Origin of the sequence: Flavobacterium filum DSM 17961, from assembly GCF_000425465.1 — a bacterium.
Lineage (GTDB): Bacteria > Bacteroidota > Bacteroidia > Flavobacteriales > Flavobacteriaceae > Flavobacterium > Flavobacterium filum.
This window is the reverse complement of sequence record NZ_KE384381.1, coordinates 22,716-44,234: the sequence shown is the minus strand read 5'-3', so window position 1 is coordinate 44,234 and position 21,519 is coordinate 22,716. Positions and strand designations below refer to the sequence as shown.

The window sequence follows — 21,519 nt, the reverse complement described above, 5'->3', positions numbered from 1 at the left end:
ATTGATTCAAAACAATGCTTATTTTTTTGAATTTAGTTTCCAAAAATCAAAAATTAAAAAAAAACCATACTTTTGTTGCCAAACAAAAACTTACATGGCAAAGAATTTAGTTATCGTTGAGTCACCGGCAAAAGCAAAAACCATCGAAAAATTTTTAGGAAGCGATTATCAAGTAGAGTCCAGTTATGGACACATTGCCGACTTACCTTCCAAGGAAATAGGGGTGGATGTAGAAAGAGATTTTAAACCTAAATATGAAGTTTCTGCAGATAAAAAAGCTTTGGTGAGTAAACTTAAAACGTTATCTAAAAATGCCGAAACGGTTTGGTTAGCCAGTGATGAGGATCGTGAAGGGGAAGCTATTTCATGGCATTTGGCAGAAGAATTAAAATTAGATCCGAAAAAAACCAAGCGTATCGTTTTTCATGAAATCACTAAATCGGCCATTCAAAAAGCCATTGAAAATCCGCGAGGTATCGATTATAATTTAGTTAATGCACAACAAGCCCGAAGAGTTTTAGATCGTTTGGTGGGTTATGAATTGTCGCCCGTTTTGTGGAAAAAAGTCAAGGGCGGACTTTCAGCCGGACGTGTGCAATCGGTTTCTGTTCGATTGATTGTAGAAAGAGAACGCGAAATTCAGGATTTTAAAGCACAAGCTTCTTATTCGGTAACAGCAGAATTTTCAAATGAAGCCGGAAAAACATTCAAAGCTAAATTGCCAAAGAATTTTTCAACCCAAAAAGAAGCAGAAGATTTTCTGCAACAGAATATCGGTTCTATATATAAGGTAGCCGATTTAGAAACGAAACCAACCAAAAAATCGCCTGCCGCTCCGTTTACAACTTCAACTTTACAACAAGAGGCAGCTCGAAAATTATATCTTCCGGTAGGAATTACGATGCAAATTGCTCAGCGTTTGTATGAAGCCGGATATATTACTTATATGAGAACGGATAGCGTGAATCTTTCGCAAGAAGCCATGGCGGCTGCACAAGCCGAAATCACTCGTTCATATGGGAAAGAATTTAGTAAGCCCAGAACTTTTACCAGCAAAGCCAAAGGAGCACAAGAAGCTCACGAAGCCATACGCCCAACAGAAATGTCAAAGCATACCTTAAATATTGATAGAGATCAAGCTCGATTGTATGATTTAATTTGGAAAAGAACGTTGGCGTCGCAAATGAGTGATGCGGAATTAGAGCGAACCAATGTAAAAATTGAAGCCAACAATCACAAGGAATATTTTTCGGCAACCGGAGAAGTAATCAAATTTGAAGGTTTTCTCAAAGTTTACTTAGAAGGGAATGATGACGATGAAGAAGAACAAGAAGGAATGTTACCAGCCATGAAAGTAAACGAAAGATTGCTTAATAATTACATCACCGCAACTGAACGTTTCTCCAGACCGGCAAGTAGATATACCGAAGCTTCTTTAGTGAAGAAATTAGAAGAATTAGGTATCGGAAGACCTTCAACCTATGCTCCAACTATTTCAACTATTATCAACAGAAATTATGTTGAAAAAGGAAGTTTTGACGGACAAGAGCGAAAATACAATCAATTGACGTTAAAAGGAAATGATATTAAATCAGTTGTCTTGACTGAAAATGCCGGTTCTGATAAAGGAAAATTGGTACCAACTGATATCGGAATAATTGTAAATGACTTTTTGGTAAAAAACTTTTCTACCATTTTAGATTACAACTTTACAGCCAAGGTAGAACAAGACTTTGATGAAATTGCTGAAGGAAACGAAGATTGGACTAAAATGATGCGTGATTTTTACAATCATTTTCATCCGGTGGTAAAAAATGTGGAAGAGAATGCCGATAGAGAAAGTGGTGAACGTATTTTAGGAAAAGACCCTAAAACCGGGAAGCCGGTTTCAGTACGTTTAGGGAAATTTGGACCCATGGCTCAAATTGGGGATATTGATGATGACAATAAACAGTTTGCGAGTCTTGGAACCGATCAAAATATTGGGACCATAACTTTAGAAGAAGCACTAAACTTGTTTTTATTACCTAAAAATTTGGGTACCTATAAAGGAGAAGAAGTAGAAGTGAACAATGGCCGTTTTGGTCCGTATGTTCGTTATGGGAAAACTTTTATTTCGTTGCCAAAAGGTGAAGATCCGTTGGATGTTTCTATGGAAAGAGCTCAAGAATTGATTGATGAAAAAAACCAAGCCGATGCTCCTATCGGGACTTATGACGGATTGCCTATTCAAAAAGGAGTAGGGCGATTTGGTCCTTTTATCAAATGGAATGGCATGTTTATCAATGTAAGTAAGAAATATAACTTTGATAAACTTTCACAATCGGATTTAAATGAGTTGATTGAGGAAAAACAACAAAAAGAAATCGATAAAGTTATTCATGATTGGAAAGCAGAAGGCATTCGTGTAGAAAAAGCCAGATGGGGAAGAGCGGTTATTTTTAAAGGAAAGTTAAAGATTGAATTGAATAAAGATGTAGATGCTGAAAAATTAACTTTAGCTCAGGTACAAGAACTTATTGAGAAAAAAACTCCTGCAAAAAAAGCACCAGCAAAAAAAGCAACCACAAAATCAACAACCAGAAAAACACCTGCAAAAAAGAAATAAGCTATGGCATTTGATTTTTTAACTCCTGTTAGCGATGAGGTTATAGCATTTGTTGACCAACTTAACGTTCAAACGTTGGGAAAAAAAGTGGCTTTTCATTCACAAGTTGATTTTCCTGATTTAAATAAAATTACTATTGCAATTATTGGTGTTTTAGATTCAAGAGGAAATAAATATCTTCCCACTGAAGTTAGTTTAGATGAATTAAGAAAACAATTATATCAATTATTTCCGGGCAATTGGGTCTCAAGTATAGCTGACTTAGGTGATATAGAACAAGGAGCTACACAGGAAGATACTTACTATGCAGTATCAAAAATAAATGCTGAATTAATTAAAAAAGGAATTATTCCTATTATTATAGGTGGATCTCAAGATATAACGTATGCGATGTATAGAGCATATGATAAGCTTGATCAAATGGTTAATTTAGTTTCTGTTGATTATAAATTTGATTTTGGTAAAGATGAATCACAACATACAGTTGATTCTTATTTGTCTAAAATGATTATAAATGAACCCAATAATTTATTCAATTATAGTAATATTGGTTATCAAACGTATTTTAATTCGCAAGAAGAAATTGATTTAATAGAGAAATTATATTTTGATGCTTATCGATTGGGTGATATTTCTGCAGATATTTCTATATCTGAACCTGTTTTTAGAGATGCGGATATTGTTTCTGTAGATTTAGGTGCTGTAAAGTCATCGGATTCTAATTGTTTATTGCCTTTTATGCCTAATGGTTTTAATGGGAAAGAAATTTGTGCATTATCACGTTATTCCGGTATTAGTGATAAAGTTACTTCTTATGGTATTTTCAATCATTCCAATGAAAAAGGAGAATTTGTATTGATGGCTCAAATGATATGGTATTTTATCGAAGGTTTTAATTACAGGTCAAAAGAGTATCCTATAATTGATAAATCGGGATTCATGAAATATATTGTACCGGTTGATGATATTGAACTTTTATTTTATAAGAGTTCTATTTCCCAAAGATGGTGGGTAGAATTACCTTTTTTTAATAATGTTAATAATAAATTAATAAAAAATACGTTATTGCCATGTACGCATGAAGATTATTTACGAGCTTGCGACCAAGAAATACCAGAAAGATGGTGGAAGGCACAAAGAAAAGATATAGTATAATTGTTAAAAAAATCTTACAAAAATAAAAAAAATAAGCATTTCGTCGACAAAATGTGTATTTAATCGATGTTTTTCTTTTTTTGTATTTGTGTTTTGATTAGTTTTGACACAGAAAATAAATTTTACATCAAATAATTGCTTTTTTGAAAAATAATAAATAGGTTTACGGCCTTAAAAATTCGAGTACATGATAACCCAAATTTATATGAAGAAGTTTATCGCATTATCAACAATTTTAATCACTTTAGTTGGATGTGGATCCAGTGAGAAAGGTGAGCTTGTAGGTGTTCAAGGTAGAAAATGGCATCCTGAGAAGCCATATGGTATGACACTTATTCCTGGTGGAGCCTTTATTATGGGTAAATCAGACGATGATCCTGCTAATATGCAAGATGCTCCAACTAAAACAGTAACTGTTCGTTCGTTCTACATGGATGAAACGGAAATTACAAATAGTGAGTATAGACAATTTATCGAATGGGTAAAAGACTCGACTATGCGTATGCGTTTGGCTATCCTTGCTGATGAGTTAGGCCAGTCTGCCGGTACAGGTGGTGGAAGTGGTAAAAAAGGAGGTGGAAGTATAGGTGATTATGCTTTCAAAGATGCTGATCCTGAAAAAATGACTCCTTATGACAAATATATGTATGAGAACTATTACAGCATTGGAACAGAAGATGATCCGTTTGCAGGTAGAAGACTGAATAGAAAAGTAAAATTAATCACTGATACATCTAAATATCCAGACGAGCACTACGTTGAAGTTATGGATTCATTGTATCTTCCTGCTGCTGAATCGTTCAATGGTTTAAGAACTATTAATGTTGATAAATTAGAGTTCAGTTATACTTGGATGGATATTCAGGCAGCTGCTAAAGCAAAAACTGGAAAACGTTCTGATTTTATCAGAAAAGAAAAAGTAAAAGTGTATCCTGATACAACTTCTTGGATTAAAGATTTTGCTTATTCATACAATGAACCAATGCACAATGATTATTTTTGGCATCAAGCTTATAGTGACTATCCAGTTGTTGGGGTTTCTTGGAAACAAGCTAAAGCATTTTGTGCTTGGAGAACACTTAACAAAAATGCGTACATTAAATCTAAAAAGAAGAAAAGAGATTTAATCAATTCATTCCGTCTTCCAACGGAGGCTGAATGGGAATATGCTGCTCGCGGTGGTCTTGAATCTGCAACTTATCCATGGGGAAGTCATTATGCTAAAAACGACAGAGCATGTTATTTAGCAAACTTTAAACCAAATCGTGGAGATTATGCTGCTGATGGAGCTCTTTACACTGTAGAAGCAAAATCATATGAGCCTAACAATTATAACTTGTACAACATGGCTGGTAACGTTTCTGAGTGGACAGATTCTTCTTATGATGCAGCGGCTTACGAATATGTATCCACAATGAACCCAACTGTAGGAGATTTGAAAAACAAGCGTAAAGTGATACGTGGTGGTTCTTGGAAAGATGTTGCATATTTCTTGCAAGTAAGTACAAGAGACTATGAATATGCCGATTCTGCTAGAAGTTACATAGGTTTTAGAACAGTACAAGATTACATGGGTACTCAAGTAACCGGAAATGCAAACAGCAAAGGACGAGCAAAATAATTTTTAACATTGAAATTTTTAACCAACTTTATATTAATTAACTTAACTAACTAAAATTTTTATTATTATGGCACTACCAAAAAAAGTAATGAACATGGCCTACGGTCTTGGAGCAGCAGTTGTAATCATCGGAGCATTATTCAAATTGATGCACTGGCCAGGAGCAAGTGCGATGCTTATTGCAGGTTTAGGAACTGAAGCATTCATTTTTGCACTTTCTGCTTTTGAACCTGTTGATCACGAATTAGATTGGTCATTGGTTTATCCTGAATTAGCAGGTGGTCAAGCAAAAGAAAAGAAAAAAGAAGAACCTAAAGATGCTCAAGGTCTTTTATCTCAAAAATTAGACGCAATGCTTAAAGAAGCTAAAGTTGATGGAGAATTAATGGCTAGCTTAGGAAATAGTATCAAAAATTTCGAATCTGCAGCTAAAGGAATTGCTCCAACAGTTGATTCAATTGCAGGTCAGAAAAAATATAGCGAAGAATTATCTATGGCTGCCGCTCAAATGGAGTCGTTAAACAGCTTATACAAAGTTCAATTAGAAAGTGCTGCAAGAAATGCAGAAGCTAATAAAGAAATTGCGGATAACGCAGCTAAATTAAAAGAACAAATGCAAGCTATGACTTCTAACATCGCATCATTAAACAATGTTTACGGTGGTATGTTGTCTGCAATGGGAAATAGAGGATAATTAGTTTTATCAAATCATAAATCAATTTAAAAAAACTAATTAGAAATGGCAGGAGGAAAATTAACCCCTAGACAGAAGATGATTAACCTGATGTACTTGGTTTTCATCGCAATGTTGGCATTAAATATGTCAAAAGAAGTATTATCTGCATTTGGTATAATGAACGAACGATTTGAAGAATCAAATAAGACTGCCGTTCAATCCAATGCTCAAATGTTAGCTAGTTTAGACGCAAAAGCTGCTGAAGCAGGTGGAGAATTTGCTGATGCTGCTAAAACTGCACATGCTGTTGAAAAAATTACTAAAGGTTTTTATGAGTATGTTGGCAATCTTAAAGCTGATGTATTAAAAGGCACTGAGGTAGATGAATCAACTGGAAAATTACCTTATGAGTCAATGGACAAGGGTGATCAAATAGATGAGTTGTGGTTTCAAGGTGATAAATATACCCCAAAAGGAGATGATATCATTAAAACAATTGAAAAATATAAGGCAGATATGAAAGCTGCTTTAGGTAGCAATAAAAAGTATGCTTCTATTGTTAAAGAGATTGAACAAAAGTTTGATTTACAAGATGTAACTAACAAAGATGGTATAAAAATTAAATTTTTAGATTATCATTTTAAAGGTTTTCCTTCTATTTCTTCTTTAGCAAAATTATCAGCTTGGCAAAATGATGTTAAAAAGGCAGAAACAAATGTTTATAACGTTTCTTTAGGTAATGCTGCAGAAGCCACTGCTTCTTACAGCAAATACCAAGCAATTGTTGTGCTTGAAAAAAATGCTTACTTCCAAGGTGAAAATGTAAAAGGAAAAGTTGTATTGGGTCGTTATGATGAAAATACTACACCTTCTAAGTTTGTTGGCCCTGGTAAAATTGAAAACGGTCAAGCGGTAATTTCATTAACAGCAGGTGCTGTAGGTGAACAAAATATTAATGGACAATTTATTTTCCTAGAAGATGGAAAAGAAATACCATTGAAATTTGAAGGTAAATACGTAGTAGTTCCTCAACCAAAAGAAGCTACAATTTCAGCGGATAAAATGAATGTTGTTTATCGTGGTGTAGTTAACCCAATGACAATTTCTTTTGCTGGGGTTTCTGATTCAGATGTTACTGCTCAAGCTCCAGGTTTATCAAAGGGTACTGGTCCTGGTAAATATAATATGAGTCCTGGTCAAGGTACAGAAGTAGTAATTAATGTTAATGCAAAATTACCTGATGGTAAATCTGCTTCTTCTAAAAAAGTATTCCGTATCAAAGGTATTCCTGCTCCTGCTGGTGCAATTGGAGGAGAGATGTATTCTACAAAAGGTGCAAAATCAAGACTAGAAGTATCTCAAATTTCTGCTAAATTACCTGATTTTGATTTTGATTTAAAATTAAAAGTTACCGGTTTTACTTTAAAAGTTCCTGGTCAAGCTGCCGTTTTAGTTAGTGGTGATAGAGTGAACGATCAATGTAAAGCTGCTTTAGCAAGAGCTGGACGTGGTGACCAAGTAACTGTTTCTGATATTAAAGTTAAATTAGAAGGATCAGATATCATGTTACCAAGAACTGCTCCAGTAATTTATGAAATACAATAAGTAAGATATAATAACGTTATCTTCTTAGAAAATAACCTACAAATCGTTTAAGATGAAATTAAATTCAATAATAGCATGTTTTTCTACTCTATTTGTTATGCAAATTGGAGTAGCTCAGTCCAATCTTTTAAATGCTAAATCGCCAACTGAAATTGGTAAAAAAACAGCCGCTCAAATGGAATCAGACAATGATAAACCTTTGCAGTACGGTTATGTGCATGACAGAGATGTTTTAATGGGCAAAATGGTTTGGGAAATTGTTGATTTAGATGAAAGAGTTAATTTTCCTTTATATTTTCCAGTTGATACAGCAAACATAGGTAAAGAAAGACGTTCTTTATTTGATGTGTTAATTAAAGAAATTAAATCTGGAAGAATTACTGAAGTATATGCTGATGATTACTTTAACACAAAGAAATCATTAAAAGATATGAAATCATCTTTTACGTATATCGATACTACGGATGCTGGTAGAGAGGAAATCAATACTTATTATGATCAGTATTTTCCAAAAAAAGCAGCACCAAAGTACGATAAAAAAGGCAATTTAATTCCACAACCTGAAGTTGTTGCAAAGGTATTAGACCTTCAGTATATTGATAAAAGAGAGCTTGGTGCTATTGATGTATCCGGTTACAAAATCAAAGGATATTGGTATTTTGACAAAAGACAAGGTGAAATGAAGTATCGTTTACTTGGAATTTGTCCTGTAGCTCCTGAAGCTCGTGAAGTTGGAACTGATAATCCTGACGTAATTGAATTGTTTTGGGTTTATTTTCCTGCAACCAGAGATGTACTACATGAGTGGACAGCTTTTAATAATGTAAACTCGGCTATGCCTATTACATTTGATCATTTATTAAATTCGCGTCGTTTTAGTGGTGTGATTTACAAAGAAGAAAACGTGTATGGTGACCGTCAAATTCAAGATTATATGAAAGACAATGCTCTAAACCAATTATTAGAATCGGAAAGAGTAAAAGAAAAAATCAGAAATTTTGAACAAGATATGTGGAATTACTAATCACATAAAATTAAATACTAAAAACTCTTACCATCTCGGTAAGAGTTTTTTATTTTTGTAACATGATTGATTATTTAATTGTTGGTTCTGGATTGGCAGGTATTTGTTTTGCAGACGTAGCTCTCAAAAATAATAAAAGCATTAGGGTAATTGAAAATTATTCTCAGAATTCTTCCATCATAGCCGGTGGTTTATATAATCCGGTTATCTTAAAACGATTCAGTGAAGTTTGGCAAGCTCAAAAACAATTGACATTAGCAGTTGATGTATATGAATCTTTTGAGCAACAATTCAAAACTAAATTTGATTTTAAATTACCCATTTATAGAAAACTATTTTCTTTTGAGGAACAAAATAATTGGTTTGTTGCAGCAGATAAACCACTTTTAGCACCATTTCTTTCAACCCATCTTCAATATAGAAATTATCAAGGCGTTGATGCATCTTTTGGTTTTGGTGAAGTGCTTCAATCCGGATATGTTGATACTGCATCGTTAGTGAAAAATTTTCAAACTTTTTTAAAATCTAAAGAAGCTTTTATTTCTTCAACATTTGATTATCATAATTTAAAAATTGAAGACAATTTTCTTGAATACGATACGCTTCAATTCAAGAATATCATATTTGCAGAAGGCTTTGGATTGCTTGCAAATCCATTTTTTAATCAATTGCCACTGGATGGAACAAAAGGAGAATTGTTAATCATCAAGTGTCCTAATTTAAACTTGGATGTTATTATTAAATCTTCTGTTTTTATTCTTCCTTTAGGAAATGATTTGTACAAGGTTGGGGCAACGTATAATTGGGAGGATAAAACGGCTACACCGACTGAGGAAGGTAAACAAGAATTACTCAACAATCTTAAATCAATTTTACATCTTGATTTTGAAATAGTAGAACATTTAGCCGGTGTAAGACCAACAGTTAAAGATCGTCGTCCTATGGTTGGTACGCATCCAAAACACAAAAATCTTCATGTGCTTAATGGTTTAGGAACACGTGGCGTGATGTTAGCTCCTGCTATGGCAAAAGCTTTGTTTGAAAACATAGAACATCAAACTCCTTTGCCAAAAGAAATCGATATCAAACGGTTTAAAAAAATAACTTGGGATTAATGTTTTTGCTCTTTCCAATTTTTGTCATAATGCATAAACATATTGATCCAAATGTTTCGTGACAATCGCAAGATGATTGGGAAAGTGAAAATTAACGTTGCTACAATTGCTATAAAGGAATGAATTAATCCTAATCCAATAAATACATTCGAAATAATAAAAGCTGCAACTGCAAAAGCAATACTAACTCCATAACTCACATACATTGCTCCATAAAAAAAGGAAGGTTCCATTTGATATCGAGTCCCACAATGGCTACACGTTTCATGCATATCAAATACTTTTCCCATTTTGTAGGGATTTTTTTCTTTATACATGCTTTCTTCTTGGCATTTTGGACAACTTCCTGTTAAAATGCTATTCAGTTTGGATCCTTTTTTTAACATTTGCAAAAATTTTATACAAAGGTATCTTTTTCAAAGATTACACAATGTAACATAAGTCACAAAATTATGCTGAACATACACAATTTATCGGTTTCCTTTGGTGGTACGTATTTATTTGAAGAAGTTACTTTTCGTCTTGGAGCAGGTGATAGAGTAGGGTTGGTGGGAAAAAACGGTGCCGGTAAATCTACTATGCTCAAAATTTTGTCAGGTGATATGAAACCGGATTCAGGAAGTATTGCCACAGAAAAGGAAATTAAAATGGGTTTCCTTCGACAAGACATTGATTTTGAACAAGGTCGAACAGTTTTAGAAGAGGCTTATCAAGCGTTTGAAGAAATTAAACGTACCGAAAAAAGAATTGAACAAATCAATCATGAATTGGCCACTCGAACCGATTATGAAAGTCAGTCCTATTCAGAATTAATTGATGAATTAAGCGATGTTACCCATCATTATGAAGTGTTAGGTGGCTATAATTATGTAGGAGATACCGAAAAAATCTTATTAGGTTTGGGTTTCAAAAGAGAAGAATTCAATAATGCAACCGAAACCTTCTCAGGTGGTTGGAGAATGCGAATTGAATTGGCCAAATTACTCTTGCAATCCAATGATATTTTGTTACTCGATGAGCCTACTAACCACTTAGATATTGAAAGTATCATTTGGTTAGAAAGCTTCTTACGTAACTTTCCCGGAGTAGTGGTGATTGTATCTCACGATAAAATGTTTTTGGATAATGTAACCAATCGAACCATCGAAATTTCACTCGGAAAAGCTTACGATTTTAATAAACCGTATTCTCAATATTTGGTTTTGAGAGAAGAAATTCGCGAAAAGCAATTGGCGACTCAAAAAAATCAGCAAAAGAAAATTGAAGAAACGGAAAAATTAATCGAAAAATTTCGTGCCAAGGCTTCTAAAGCTTCCATGGCTCAATCCTTAATTAAAAAATTGGACAAAGTAGAGCGTATTGAAGTAGATGAAGACGATAATTCTGTGATGAATATTTCTTTTCCGGTTTCTCAAACCCCGGGAAGAGTCGTTATTGAAGCAGAACATGTTACTAAAGCTTATGGTGATAAAACCATTTTAAAAGACATTTCTTTATTGGTTGAACGAGGAAGTAAAATTGCATTTGTTGGTCAAAACGGTCAAGGAAAATCTACTTTTATCAAAGCCATCGTAAACGAATTCAAATATGATGGAACGATTAAACTCGGACACAACGTACAGTTGGGATATTTTGCTCAAAACCAAGCGGAATATCTGGATGGAGAAATTACGCTGTTAGACACTATGATAAATGCGGCTACTGATACGAATCGTTCTAAAGTTCGCGACATGCTTGGTGCTTTTTTATTCCGTGGAGATGACGTGGAGAAAAAAGTGAAAGTGCTTTCAGGAGGTGAAAGAAACCGCTTGGCCTTATGTAAATTGTTGTTACAACCCATCAATGTTTTGTTGATGGATGAGCCAACCAATCACTTGGATATTAAATCTAAGAATGTCTTAAAAGCTGCACTTCAAAAATATGAAGGAACCTTACTTTTAGTGTCACATGACCGTGATTTCTTGCAAGGAATGGCCAATGTGGTGTATGAATTTAAAGACCAAAAAATTAGAGAATATTTAGGCGATATTAATTTCTTCTTAGAGCAACGTAACGCAATGAACATGCGTGAAATTGAGAAAAAAGATGTTGTCACGACTTCTGCTTCAAAAGAAAATAAATCAGTTTCGTATGAAGACCAAAAGAAAGCTAAATCACTACAAAACCGTTTAAGCAAAATTGAAAGTCAAATCAAACAACTTGAGATTGATATTCAAAATGACGATAAAGCTTTGGCTTCTAATTACGACAAACACATTGAAGACGCCAATTTCTTTGTGGCGTATAACAAGAAAAAACAAGAACTTGACAAATTGTTAGAAGACTGGGAAACAGTTCAGCTTGAAATAGAATCTTTATAATCATCTTAAAAGTGAATCGAAAGAATGTACATTTAATAGTATCAGTAGCTATCGTAATACCTGCTGCCTTCATTTATGGCTCGAATCCGGAACAAATTTTGCCTTCTTTTTTTGATTTTGAAATAAAAACAGCGGATTTAAAAAGTGTATTTCGAGCAATAATGGGATTATATCTTTCGTTTAGCTTACTATGGATTTTAGGAATCGTAAAGCCAATTTTTTGGAAAGTTGCCACACTATCCAATGCTTTTTTTATGAGTGGAATTGCTTTAGGAAGATTGCTAAGTTTATTCCTAGATGGAAAATCTTCTGATTTATTTTTCTATGGTTTTTTTGGAGAAGCAATTCTTGGAATTTTTGCTTTTTATCAGTACCAAAAATATAACCAATCTATTTAAACGGATTCCGTTCTTGCCATTCTGTTTTAGGTTCTAAATAGCAAAATAATTTATCCATTTTGGAATTGATAATCGAATTGGAATGATGGATATACCCAAACATTTCCTCAGGTTTGGCACCAACTGAACTTTTGATTTCCAATGCGGTTCGAGCAAAAATGATTTCCTTAAAACCTTTGTTGATAGAATAGGCAATCATGTCATACAACATATTTAAATACAACATTTTTTCCCGCTGTATGGTTTCGTCGTAGCCTAAAAAGTAAGTATCCATTTGGTTGCCGTTTTTTATCAACGTATTGAAGCCAATCAGTTTACCATCTTCAAAATAACCATAAAATAAAAACAAATCTTTGAGATTTTTTTTCAATTCGCTAAAATGGTTTTTAGGCAAAAAGAAGGTGTTGAAAGGTGCATTTTGAGCCACATGATGATATAAAGCATAAATCGTTTCTTCGTAAGCTAAAATGTCGTCTAAATTCATTTTTTGTTTGTGAATGCCCTCTGCTTTTTTTCTGCAACGCTTATATTGATCTCGATATTTTTTGGAAAGTGCCGAAACATAATCATCAAAAGTATGCCAGTTTGGGTCGGCTTTAAAAATCATATTGGGTTGAGTAGAAAAACGATAATACGATTGAAATGCGGGAACAGAAAACTGAGTTGATTCTAGTTCATTAAAATCTTTAAAAGTAGTAATATGTACTTTTATTCCTTTTTTCTTGAGTGTTTTTTTAATTTCTTCTGCGGCTGCTTGCAAAAGTTCAACACCTTTTTTTGGGTCAAATGATGCATGAAATTGAAAAGCATTTTGACCCGTCAGCATATTGTTTCCGATGAATAAAACATGAGAACAAAAATTCCTGAAAACTACATTCCGAATTGATTTTTTAACGCATTTATCACGTTCTCCAAAAGACGAAAGTTTATTCAAATCTAAAAATTGAACGAGGGCAATTCCAACCAACCTATCATTTTCAAATAGGCTGATAAAATAACAAGTCATGTTTTGAGGAGCTGCATTTTCTAATATTTTCAAATAAGCTGTTTGTAAAAATATAGTGGATTGAGCCAATGTGTTCCAATCTTGGTTTAATTCGGAAGTGGAAGTTTGAATCTTAAAATGTAAAGAGCTCGTCAAAAGAATTTTTAAATTTTGAATTAAGGGAATAAAGTTAAAGTTTGTTTGCGAACTACAATTTTATTTAACTTTATATAAATAAAAAACCAATGAAAACCTATTTAGAAATTTCTGCAAAGCAAAAATTAGAAAGCTTGAAAGAATGGATATTTCAAGAAAATTGCATTTGTAAAACATTTGTTTTTACTAATTTTTCTGAGGCTTTGGCTTTTATGGTACAAGTTGGAATGGTAGCCGAAAAACAAAATCATCATCCGGATTGGACGAATGTATATAACAAAGTCTTTATTCGATTAACCACCCATGATTGTGGTGGAGTAACGGATAAAGACTTTGCTTTAGCTACTGAAATTGATGAGTTGTATTAAACCCAACCACAAACAATTGCTCCCATAATCGTCATGACAACGGTCCAGTAACCGGCATGAATGAAAATGTATTTCCAAGATTTACGTTCAAATAAACCGTTGACAGCTACCAATGGTAACGCCAAAAACAATCCCGACATAAAACCATGTAATGCTCCGTGTTTGTAAGTACGAAATGCATTACCATAATCTGCCATAAATGCAGCATAGGAAGGTTTGGCTGTCTCAATAAAATCAGGACCGCCAATTAGGCCTAATGGTCCAAATTGATGAATGCAAAGAACTTGCATAATCATAGCCAAAAAAAGAGAGAAGACAAATGTTAATCCGAAGATTTTAACCATGCTTCCCTTTTTTAATTCTTCTTCCGTAAATCCGGTTTCAGCCATCCAAGCTTTTCCAAATAACGGACCATACCATACAAATCCAACCAATAGGGTAGATATTGCTGCAACTAAAATTGCGTAAAAATTCATTTCCATTTGATATAAGTTATTGATTAGTATTTCAAAGTTACTCTTTTAATCAATATCTTTTTCAAAATTAAAATGTTAAGTTTCCGGCCAATTCTTTCAAACTAATTTCAGATTGTTTGCAATTCAATTCTGCATTCGTTAGTCGAATAACGGCATTGGCATAATTTTCTTGAGCTGTTCTAAATTCAATCGGTGCAACTGAACCAATTTTGAACTTTTCAAGTGTAATCTCTAAGTTTTGTTTTGCCAGATTTTCGTTTTTCTTTTCCAATTCAAAAAGGGAAACATTCGAAAGATACGTTTGATATAATGCCGTTAATTGCGATTGGACCATCTGTGATTGTCTTTCGATTTGAAATTGAGTGTTTTCCAATTGAATTTTGGCCACTTTTTCATTTCGATTTTGATTGAAACCATCAAAAATGTTTAAGGAAGCAGAAAATCCGTAAGTAAAGTTTCGTCCGGTTGATTCAGTAATAAACCCGAAAGGTGATTGTGAACGAACCAAATTATAACCACCTTGCACACTAACTGTTGGCAATCGATTGGCTTTAACTTGTTTTAATTCGTATTCCTGAATTTTTTTCTGAATAAATTGCAATTGCAATTGCGGATTTTGTTTTTCTGCCAAAGGAATTAAATCGGTCAACAAAAGAGTTTGATCTACACTAAAAGTAGAAATCACTTCAAAATCAGTATCTAAAGGTTGTGTAATTAATTCATTTAACGCAATTTTTTGTAATTTATATTGTTCTGTAAGCTGAATTTTTGCAGATGAATCGGTGTTCAAATCCACTTCTGCATTTAAAACTTCTAACTTCGATGCTTTGCCTATAGCAAATCGATTTTTGGCTGTTTTTACTCGAAATTCAGATACTGTTATAATACTGTCAAAAGCCTTCAATTGATGTTGTTGAGCTACCAAAGTAAAATAGGTTTGATACACCATGCTTACACGATTTAAAATGGCAATTTTTAATTCTGTAGCTCCTAAATTTTGAAGTTCTTTTAATTGGTTATGACGAGCAAACATTCTAAATCCGTCAAAAATGGTCCAATCAATTCCCACACCATAATTGATATTTATATTTCTGGCACCGTCAATTTCAATTTCATTTCCACTCGCCTGCGTTTGCGTTTGATTTAAAATCGTATTATTGTTTAAAACAGTTCCCGTTACTCGTGGAAGCATACCGGCATTACCGGCAGTTACATTTACTTCGTCAATTTTCAAATCGTTTTTAGCAATTCGAATGTCATAATTATTAGAAAGTGTTTTTGAAATTGCCTCTTCTAAAGTTAAAATTGGTTTGTTTTGACTCCAAACGGAAAAACAAAAAAAGGATACTATAAAGAATAGTGAATTTTTCATGGCTTAAAAGGTTATAAATTGTCAAATTCCGGACGGTGTTTTTTTTCTCTTGACCACATCAAATAAACAGCCGGAATGACATATAAAGTTAAGATTAATGAAAATATGGTTCCGCCAACAATAACTATTCCCATTCCCATTCTGCTTTGTGAGGCAGCACCTATGGATACTGCAATGGGCATCGCACCCAACGCCAACGTCAAACTCGTCATTAAAATCGGACGTAATCTGGATTCAGAAGCTTCCATAACAGCGTCGTATTTTGATTTTCCTTGTTCTCGTAATTGATTGGCAAATTCTACAATTAGAATTCCGTTCTTGGTTACTAATCCAATCAACATCACTGTTCCAATTTGACTAAAAATATTCCACGTTTGACCAAATAACCAAAGTGAAAATAAAGCTCCGGCAACTGCCATTGGTACGGTAAGAATAATGATAAAAGGATCTACGAAACTTTCAAATTGTCCGGCTAGAATGAGGAAAATTAATAATAAAGCCAATCCAAAAGCAAACATAGTATTCGAATTACTTTCTGCAAAATCTCTCGATTCTCCTCCTAAATCAGTCGTAAATGAATCGTCTAAGACTTTTTCTTTGATGCGTTCCATGGCTTCAATTCCATCGCCAATGCTTTTTCCGGGAGCTAAACCTGCAGATACGGTGGCAGACATATAACGATTGTTGTGAAACAATTGCGGTGGGCTACTTTGTTCTTCCATCGTAACTAAATTGTCTAATTGAATTAAATCACCACTTTTATTTCGAACAAATATTGAAGCTAAATCCAAAGGTTGATCTCGATCTTTTTTGTCAAATTGACCAATAACTTGATATTGTTTTCCATTCATTAAAAAATAGCCAAAACGTTGTCCGCTCAGCGAAAGTTGAATCGTTTGAGCTACATCCAAAACAGAAACACCTAAAGATTCTGCTTTTTCACGATTAATAGTGATATAAATTTCGGGTTTGTTGAATTTTAAATTGACATCCGTCATGGCAAATGTTGGATCTTTTGAGGCTTCTTCCATAAATTCCGGAATCTTTTTTTCCAGCATTTCAAAATTTTTCGCTTGAATGATAAATTGAACCGGTAAACCACCTCGTCGATTGACAGAAATAGTTGGCTGTTCTGAAACAGAAATTTTTATGTCGTTATATTTTTTACTATTTCCGGTGAGTTTTTGGGTAATGTCTTTTTGTGTTCGTTCTCTTTCGCTAGGATCAATCAACGAAATTCTGGCAAAACCTCGATTTACAGAACCGGCAATAAATCCGGGAGAAGTAACAATCAAACTCACTTTTTTCTCTGGCACAGAATCGGTTATCATTTGTGATAAATCTTGCATAAATCGATCCATATAGTCATAAGTAGCTCCTTCCGGTCCGGTTACATTCATCAGAATCATGCTTCGGTCATCATACGGAGCTGTTTCTTTTTGTAAAATGTTGTAAAACAATACCGAAAGTCCCAAACAAAGAATCAAAATCGGGAAACTTAACCATTTTCTTTTCATGAAATTTTCTAACGAACGAGCATATCCTTTGTTCAGGTTTTCATAAAAAGGTTCTGTCATTTCATAAAACTTGGAACGTTTTTGTTTTCCGCCTTTCATTAAATAAGCGTTCAACATAGGAGTTAAACTCAAAGAAACAAATGCCGAAATGAGTACCGCCGCACCAATGACAATTCCAAATTCTCGAAAAAGTCGCCCAACAAATCCTTCTAAAAAGATAATCGGAAGAAAAACAGCTGCCAACGTAATCGAAATGGAAATAACCGCAAAAAAGATTTCGTTTGAACCTTTAACGGCAGCCTCAATAGGTGTCATTCCTTCTTCTACTTTTTTGAATATATTTTCGGTAACAACGATTCCGTCATCCACCACTAATCCGGTGGCTAAAACAATCGCTAAAAGCGTCAGTACATTAATAGAAAATCCACAAATATACATGATGAAAAAGGTCGCAATCAAGGAAACAGGAATATCAATTAAGGGGCGAAACGCTATGGCCCAATCCCTAAAGAATAAATAAATAACCAACGTTACCAATAACAAAGCAATCAAAAGTGTTTCAGCTACTTCAAGAATTGCTTTTTTGATAAAAATGGTTGTATCGATGGCTACATTTAATTCAAATTCTTTTGGTAAATCTTTTTTAAGTAATTCATATTGTTTGTAGAATTCTTCAGAAATATCCAGATAATTAGTGCCCGGCTGTGGAGTGATAGCCAAACCAATCATAGTTTGACCGGAATCACTTAATCGGGTTTCTAAATTTTCTGCTTCTAAACTGGCTTTTGCTACATCTTGTAAACGAACAATTTTTTCTCCTTCTGACTTTACAATAATAGAGTTGAATTCTTCTTCAGTAGTTAAATTTCCAACTGTTTTTACACTTAATTCAGTGTTATCTCCCGTTAATTTTCCGGATGGTAGCTCAACGTTTTGTTTGTTCAAGGCATTTAATACATCTGATGCGGTGCAACCATACGCAGCTAATTTCACCGGATCAATCCATAACCGCATGGCATATTTTCGTTGTCCCCAAATTTGAACACTACTTACACCCGGAATGGTTTGTAAACGTTGTAAAATAACATTTTCGGCATAATCAGTAAGCTCTAACACATTTTTGTTGTCGCTTTTCATGGTCATGGTCAAAATAGGATCAGAGTTGGCATCTGCTTTTGAAACGACCGGTGGTGCGGTTAAATCTTGTGGTAAACTTCTAACCGCCTGCGAAACTTTATCTCTTACGTCATTGGCAGCTTCTTCTAAATTTTTATCTAAATTAAATTCAATATTGATGACACTCGAACCTTGTGCACTAGTGGAGGAAATATTCCGAATACCATCGATAGAATTTATGGCTTTTTCTAATGGTTCGGTAATTTGTGATTCAATAATATCGGCATTGGCTCCGGTATAACTGGTTTGAACTGTAATTTGTGCCGGATCAATCGACGGAAATTCTCTAACGCCTAAATAGGTGTAGCCGATTATTCCGAACAACACAATCATGAGGTTCATTACGATGGCTAAAACCGGTCGTTTGATGCTTATGGTTGATAAACTCATGTGATTCGATTTAGTTTTGAATGATATTGGGTTGAACTGGAGCATCCGGTTTCAAAGCCATAATTCCGGTAGTAATGAGCGTATCACCGGTTTTTAAACCGGAAGTTACCAATATACTTTTCTCGGTACGAACTGCGGTTTCGATGATAACTTCTTTTGCTTTTCCGTTGGCAACTACAAATACTTTTTTACCATTTTGAATCGGAATAATCGCTTCTGTCGGAATTAAAATAGCGTCTTTAATTTCTTCTAATGGCAAAGAAATATTGGCAAATGTTCCGGGTAATAATATTCCTTTCGAATTATCAGCAAGGGCTCTAACTTGTAATGTTCGTGTAGATTGTTCAACAGAAGGTTCAAGAGCATAAATTTTTGCACTAAATTTTTCAGTATTACCGGAAACGGTAAATTGTAACGTTCCGTCTTTTTTTATTGAACCGGCATATTTCTCCGGTATTGAAAAAGTGATTTTTACTTTGTCATTATTCACTAATTTTGCAATTAGCGTAGTAGGTGTAACATAGGCTCCGGGTGAAATAGAACGCAATCCGATTTTACCTGAAAAAGGAGCAACAATTGACGTTCTGGAAATTTGTGATTGAATAAATTGAGTTTGTGCTCTGGCAGAAGCTAATTCTGCAAACGTAATGTCGTATTCTTCTTGACTGATGGCTTCTTTTTGTAAAAGTAGTTTTGCTCTTCGTTCGTTTTCAGACGCTAAACTTTGTTTTGAATTGGCTTGAATCAATTGAGCTCTTAATTCAGCATCGTTCACTTTTATCAATAATTGACCTTTTGAAACGTTACCCCCTTCAATGAAATTTATCGATTGAATTACACCGGAAACCTCACTTCTCAATTCAATTTGTTCATTGGCGTCAATCGAACCTGAAACTTGTAAATCATTAGCAAAGAGCTGTGATTTTAAAATGATACCTTGAACGTTAACCGGTGGTTTAGGTCCACCCATCATTGGGTTATTTTTTTCAGCTTGTTCTTTATTGCTCAAAATTCTATAAATGATTAGTGCGAGCAATCCGCCAATAACGATAAATAAAAGTGTATTTTTTAACTTCATTGTAAAGAGTAGTAATATCAATGTTATGATTGACAAATTTAGTTGATTAATAATTGGTAGCTTTTTAGGTTAATTTTTATTTAACATTTAAATAAGAATTATAACAATTTTGCAAATAAAATTAGTTTTTTATCACATGTATTTCACTTCAAATAAATTCGAATCGCCCTTCTAAATACATTCTTTTTATGTAAGAATTGGATTTATTATCACATAAATAAATGCATTTCATCGATTTTATTTGCTTATTGTCGGTTTGTTGTATTATATTTACTCCATCAAACCCCAAATTTAATAAACATGAAAACTTTTACTTACTCCTTGTTGCTTTGCTTGGTATCTGTTTTTTCGTATGCTGAAATTTCATCAGTTGAAAAAGCTGCCTTGTTAAAGTTCCATGAAACTACAAATGGTAGTCAATGGAAAATCAAATGGGATTTAACCATCTCTCCATCAAAATGGTATGGTGTTCAAATTAAAAATGATAAAGTAGTTGGACTTTCTCTTCCTAACAATAATTTAAAAGGAACCATTCCTGCTGAACTAGGTCAATTAAAATCAATCGAAGTAATTGATTTATTCAAAAACGAATTAACTGGTAACATTCCAGCGTCATTTGGAGATTTACAAATGTTGCATACATTAAATATTTCTTTCAACAGATTAAGTGGTGCTATTCCTGTTTCGCTTTGTAATGCAAAATCATTAAAAGTTCTTGAATTATACATGAATTCGTTAACCGGAGCTTTACCGAAAGAAATTGGTAAATTATCTAGTTTAGAAAATTTATCGTTATTTAATAATCAATTATCAGGTGAATTACCTTCTACATTATACACACTTAAAAGTTTAAAAGTGTTGATGTTAAACAGCAATAATTTCACGGGTAAATTATCATACGAAGTTGAAAACTTAACATCATTACAAAACTTAAGTTTATTTGAAAATAATTTTATTGGCCAAGTTCCTTTTGAATTAGAAAAATTGAAAAACTTAAACGAGTTGAATATCTCTTACAATCAATTCAATGGATTAATATCTTATACATTAGCTAAAAAAGATACATTCCAAATGACTATGTTAAACGATAAAGGAGTGGCGGTTCGTTTACCGTTGCTTACTGACAATACTGGAGTAGTAGGTACTCCGGATTAATTTCCAATACAAATACCAACCCCAACAAAAAACTTGCCGCCCCAATCGACAAGTTTTTTTTATTTGTCAATTGGGCAATTTGTCAATTCGACAATTAAAATCTAACTTTCAAGTAATCAAGATGAATTGGAAGATGAATTCTTGAATAGAAATTGATACTCAGAATGGAATCTTTGTAAATCTATTTTCGCAAAGCGAATAAAATCTAATTAATCTATTTAATCCTTTAGATCCGTGTTCTGTTAGAGCGATGTGTCAATATGAAAATGTGTCAATTAGTCAAT

The 21,519-nt window shown here is 33.7% G+C and carries 17 protein-coding genes; 11 read left to right on the top strand and 6 right to left on the bottom strand.

Going from position 1 to position 21,519, the window contains the following annotated elements; genetic code table 11:
- Positions 1-94 precede the first annotated feature (94 nt).
- The 7 genes from topA to H601_RS0113105 all read left to right on the top strand — a co-directional run bounded on the left by topA (position 95) and on the right by H601_RS0113105 (position 9,804).
- Positions 95-2,608: a type I DNA topoisomerase gene (gene topA / locus H601_RS0113135; RefSeq protein WP_026711915.1), complete on the top strand. Its 2,514-nt coding sequence runs from the start codon at positions 95-97 to the stop codon at positions 2,606-2,608.
- Between the two features lie 3 nt (positions 2,609-2,611).
- A complete protein-coding gene (locus H601_RS0113130; protein ID WP_026711914.1) occupies positions 2,612-3,763 on the top strand; it encodes a formimidoylglutamase in 1,152 nt (383 codons plus the stop codon).
- A 205-nt stretch (positions 3,764-3,968) separates the two neighbouring features.
- On the top strand, positions 3,969-5,384 hold the full coding sequence (gene porK, locus H601_RS0113125; protein ID WP_026711913.1) for a T9SS ring complex lipoprotein PorK/GldK: 1,416 nt from the start codon (positions 3,969-3,971) through the stop codon (positions 5,382-5,384).
- A 64-nt stretch (positions 5,385-5,448) separates the two neighbouring features.
- Positions 5,449-6,078, top strand: coding sequence for a type IX secretion system motor protein PorL/GldL (gene porL / locus H601_RS0113120; RefSeq protein WP_156900413.1), 630 nt, complete (start codon positions 5,449-5,451; stop codon positions 6,076-6,078).
- Positions 6,079-6,123: 45 nt separating this feature from the next.
- A complete protein-coding gene (gene porM / locus H601_RS0113115) occupies positions 6,124-7,665 on the top strand; it encodes a type IX secretion system motor protein PorM/GldM (RefSeq protein WP_026711911.1) in 1,542 nt (513 codons plus the stop codon).
- A gap of 52 nt (positions 7,666-7,717) precedes the next feature.
- Positions 7,718-8,689, top strand: a complete 972-nt coding sequence (gene porN, locus H601_RS0113110) for a type IX secretion system ring subunit PorN/GldN (protein ID WP_026711910.1) — start codon at positions 7,718-7,720, stop codon at positions 8,687-8,689.
- A 62-nt stretch (positions 8,690-8,751) separates the two neighbouring features.
- Complete coding sequence (locus H601_RS0113105; protein ID WP_026711909.1) at positions 8,752-9,804, top strand: NAD(P)/FAD-dependent oxidoreductase; 1,053 nt, start codon at positions 8,752-8,754, stop codon at positions 9,802-9,804.
- Here the strand turns inward: H601_RS0113105 and H601_RS0113100 are convergent.
- Complete coding sequence (locus tag H601_RS0113100; protein ID WP_026711908.1) at positions 9,801-10,190, bottom strand: DUF983 domain-containing protein; 390 nt, start codon at positions 10,188-10,190, stop codon at positions 9,801-9,803. The genes H601_RS0113105 and H601_RS0113100 overlap by 4 nt on opposite strands.
- Positions 10,191-10,256: 66 nt before the next feature.
- Here H601_RS0113100 and H601_RS0113095 point away from each other — a divergent pair, with 66 nt between their 5' ends.
- Together H601_RS0113095 and H601_RS0113090 are read left to right on the top strand one after the other, a co-directional pair.
- Positions 10,257-12,164, top strand: coding sequence for an ABC-F family ATP-binding cassette domain-containing protein (locus tag H601_RS0113095; RefSeq protein WP_026711907.1), 1,908 nt, complete (start codon positions 10,257-10,259; stop codon positions 12,162-12,164).
- An 11-nt stretch (positions 12,165-12,175) separates the two neighbouring features.
- Positions 12,176-12,562: a DUF4345 domain-containing protein gene (locus H601_RS0113090; protein ID WP_026711906.1), complete on the top strand. Its 387-nt coding sequence runs from the start codon at positions 12,176-12,178 to the stop codon at positions 12,560-12,562.
- Here the strand turns inward: H601_RS0113090 and H601_RS0113085 are convergent.
- A complete protein-coding gene (locus H601_RS0113085; protein WP_026711905.1) occupies positions 12,555-13,703 on the bottom strand; it encodes a peptidogalycan biosysnthesis protein in 1,149 nt (382 codons plus the stop codon). The genes H601_RS0113090 and H601_RS0113085 overlap by 8 nt on opposite strands.
- 89 nt (positions 13,704-13,792) lie before the next feature.
- Here H601_RS0113085 and H601_RS0113080 point away from each other — a divergent pair, with 89 nt between their 5' ends.
- Positions 13,793-14,071, top strand: a complete 279-nt coding sequence (locus H601_RS0113080; protein ID WP_026711904.1) for a 4a-hydroxytetrahydrobiopterin dehydratase — start codon at positions 13,793-13,795, stop codon at positions 14,069-14,071.
- On the opposite strand, the gene H601_RS0113075 is transcribed toward H601_RS0113080, so the two are convergent.
- From H601_RS0113075 to H601_RS0113060, 4 genes are all read right to left on the bottom strand, one after another.
- Positions 14,068-14,547 carry a DUF1761 domain-containing protein gene (locus tag H601_RS0113075; RefSeq protein ID WP_342663362.1) on the bottom strand — a complete coding sequence of 160 codons (480 nt, stop codon included), beginning with the start codon at positions 14,545-14,547 and terminating at the stop codon, positions 14,068-14,070. The genes H601_RS0113080 and H601_RS0113075 overlap by 4 nt on opposite strands.
- A gap of 67 nt (positions 14,548-14,614) precedes the next feature.
- Entirely contained in the window at positions 14,615-15,919 is a 1,305-nt protein-coding gene (locus tag H601_RS0113070) for a TolC family protein (protein WP_026711902.1), read from the bottom strand.
- A gap of 11 nt (positions 15,920-15,930) precedes the next feature.
- Positions 15,931-19,002 (bottom strand): efflux RND transporter permease subunit, encoded by a 3,072-nt coding sequence (locus H601_RS0113065; RefSeq protein ID WP_026711901.1) that lies wholly within the window; start codon positions 19,000-19,002, stop codon positions 15,931-15,933.
- 10 nt (positions 19,003-19,012) lie between these two features.
- Positions 19,013-20,080, bottom strand: a complete 1,068-nt coding sequence (locus H601_RS0113060; RefSeq protein WP_026711900.1) for an efflux RND transporter periplasmic adaptor subunit — start codon at positions 20,078-20,080, stop codon at positions 19,013-19,015.
- 300 nt (positions 20,081-20,380) lie between these two features.
- Between H601_RS0113060 and H601_RS15845 the strand changes: the two genes are divergently transcribed.
- Positions 20,381-21,235 (top strand): leucine-rich repeat domain-containing protein, encoded by an 855-nt coding sequence (locus H601_RS15845; RefSeq protein ID WP_051220761.1) that lies wholly within the window; start codon positions 20,381-20,383, stop codon positions 21,233-21,235.
- The last annotated feature ends 284 nt before the right edge of the window (positions 21,236-21,519 follow it).

Bases quoted from the DNA above. Each gene is read 5' to 3' on its own strand.
- H601_RS0113095 (WP_026711907.1), top strand. From the start codon at position 10,257: ATGCTGAACATACACAATTTATCGGTTTCCTTTGGTGGTACGTATTTA.
- H601_RS15845 (WP_051220761.1), top strand. From the start codon at position 20,381: ATGAAAACTTTTACTTACTCCTTGTTGCTTTGCTTGGTATCTGTTTTT.
- H601_RS0113075 (WP_342663362.1), bottom strand. From the start codon at position 14,547: ATGAATTTTTACGCAATTTTAGTTGCAGCAATATCTACCCTATTGGTT.
- porM (WP_026711911.1), top strand. From the start codon at position 6,124: ATGGCAGGAGGAAAATTAACCCCTAGACAGAAGATGATTAACCTGATG.
- H601_RS0113065 (WP_026711901.1), bottom strand. From the start codon at position 19,002: ATGAGTTTATCAACCATAAGCATCAAACGACCGGTTTTAGCCATCGTA.
- porN (WP_026711910.1), top strand. From the start codon at position 7,718: ATGAAATTAAATTCAATAATAGCATGTTTTTCTACTCTATTTGTTATG.
- H601_RS0113070 (WP_026711902.1), bottom strand. From the start codon at position 15,919: ATGAAAAATTCACTATTCTTTATAGTATCCTTTTTTTGTTTTTCCGTT.
- H601_RS0113100 (WP_026711908.1), bottom strand. From the start codon at position 10,190: ATGTTAAAAAAAGGATCCAAACTGAATAGCATTTTAACAGGAAGTTGT.
- H601_RS0113105 (WP_026711909.1), top strand. From the start codon at position 8,752: ATGATTGATTATTTAATTGTTGGTTCTGGATTGGCAGGTATTTGTTTT.
- H601_RS0113060 (WP_026711900.1), bottom strand. From the start codon at position 20,080: ATGAAGTTAAAAAATACACTTTTATTTATCGTTATTGGCGGATTGCTC.
- porK (WP_026711913.1), top strand. From the start codon at position 3,969: ATGAAGAAGTTTATCGCATTATCAACAATTTTAATCACTTTAGTTGGA.
- topA (WP_026711915.1), top strand. From the start codon at position 95: ATGGCAAAGAATTTAGTTATCGTTGAGTCACCGGCAAAAGCAAAAACC.
- H601_RS0113080 (WP_026711904.1), top strand. From the start codon at position 13,793: ATGAAAACCTATTTAGAAATTTCTGCAAAGCAAAAATTAGAAAGCTTG.
- H601_RS0113130 (WP_026711914.1), top strand. From the start codon at position 2,612: ATGGCATTTGATTTTTTAACTCCTGTTAGCGATGAGGTTATAGCATTT.